The following is a 1,787-nucleotide window of genomic DNA, read 5'->3' as shown; positions in this document are numbered from 1 at the left end:
AGGACCCCGTTGCTGATCTCCCAAATCTCCCCTCACACCCAGCACGGAAGCGGGATGGTGGGGTGGAGGATCGAGTGCATTGGTGGTGATGTTCCAGTGTCGTTGGAGTCGTGGGCGGGTGGAGAGATCCCGGAGCTGACCCAGCGGGTGGCACGCAGGGCGTTTCCGAAGGGCTCGCTTGCGATACGGCTGCGCGACACTCTGGGACACCTCTTCGATGACGCATTGTTCGCGGCGGCTTTCCCTGCTGACGGGCGGCCGGCAGCCGGCCCCGGCGCGCTGGCGATGGTGTCGGTGATGCAATATGCCGAGCGACTGTCCGACCGACAGGCCGCCGAGGCAGTGCGGGCGCGGATCGATTGGAAGTACCTGCTGGGCCTGGAACTGGACGACGGCGGGTTCGACCACTCGTTGCTGGCCCGGTTCCGGGCCCGGCTGGTCATGCACGGTCTCGAAGAACGCGTCCTGGAGGCGGTGCTGGAGGCCGCTGGAGTACAGGGGCTGCTGCGCCGGGGCGGACGCCAACGAACCGACTCCACCCGAGTGGTCGCCGACGTGCGCCTGCTGAACCGGATGGAGTTCGTCGCGGAGACCCTGCGTGCTGCGCTGGAAGCTCTCGCCGCTGCCGCACCGGAATGGCTGGAGCAGGCACTCACCGAACGAGAAACCGACTGGCTGGGCCGGTACGGAGAGCGCGTGGACTCCTGGCACGGCCTGCCGGATGGCCAGGACCGCGACAGCTGGCTGCGGCAGGTCGGCGAAGACGGATTCCACCTGCTCACGGCCGCCTGGAGGCCCGACGCGCTCGACTGGCTGCGCCGCATCCCCGCCCTGCAGGTCTTGCGCCAGGTATGGGTGCAGCAATACCACCACGGTTCGGACGGCGTGCACACGCGTGAAGGCGAGGACGTGCCTCCCGGGCACCTGCTGCTGGTGAGTCCCTACGATACCGAGGCGCGTTACGGCACCAAGAAGACCACCGGCTGGACTGGTTACTGGCTGCACGTGACCGAGACCTGCGATGACGAAGCACCCCGGCTGATCACGGACGTCGCCACTGCCACCGCGGCCGACGGAGATACCGAGGCCCTTCCCGGCATCCACTCCCGTCTCACGGAGCGGAACCTCCTGCCGGCCGAGCAGCTCGTCGACAGCGGCTACGTCACGGCAGGCACCCTGGTCACCGCCCGCCGGGAGCACGGCATCGAGCTCGTCGGACCCGCACGCCCCGTTGCCGGAGGCGACGGCCTCCAAGGGTTTGGCCACGATCACTTCCAAATCGATGACGCACAACGCAAGGCGATCTGCCCGGGTGGGCACACCAGCGTCTCCTGGGCTGCGACCCACAGCAGTCGCCGCACACGCGTGCCCCTGGTCCAGATCCGTTTCGACGCAGCAACCTGCCGAGCGTGCACGCTCCGGCCGCACTGCACTACAGCAGGAAACGGCAAGTGGGGACGGGCGCTGACCCTGCGCGAACCCGCCCAGAGAGCAGCCCTCCAGCAGCGCCGGCGCGAACAGGAAACCGACGCCTGGCGAGAGCGCTATCGCCGACGCGCCGGAATTGAGGCCACCATCTGCCAGATCGTTCACCGCACCCACGCCCGCCGCAGCCGCTACCGGACCGCAGCCGCCACCCACCTGGGCCACTGCCTTGCGGCCACTGCCATCAACCTCATCCGGATCGATGCCTGGCAGCAAGGCCACCGCCCCGAGCGCACCCGCACCACTCACTTACGCCGCCTCCTCGCACATCCCTCGAAATGAAAGATCAGCAACGGGGTCCT

At 68.3% G+C, this 1,787-nt stretch carries 1 protein-coding gene; it reads left to right on the top strand.

What is annotated here, in order from left to right; translation table 11 throughout:
* Positions 1-1,767 (top strand): IS1182 family transposase (locus tag ACFXGI_RS38595; protein WP_384717737.1); only part of this gene is annotated, 1,767 nt, incomplete at its 5' end.
* Positions 1,768-1,787 lie beyond the last annotated feature (20 nt).

The sequence above is a fragment of the Streptomyces sp. NPDC059355 genome, assembly GCF_042752335.1.
In the GTDB taxonomy this organism is placed as follows: domain Bacteria; phylum Actinomycetota; class Actinomycetes; order Streptomycetales; family Streptomycetaceae; genus Streptomyces.
The sequence above is the reverse complement of the archived record's forward strand: the minus strand, read 5'-3'. Positions and strand labels throughout refer to the sequence as shown.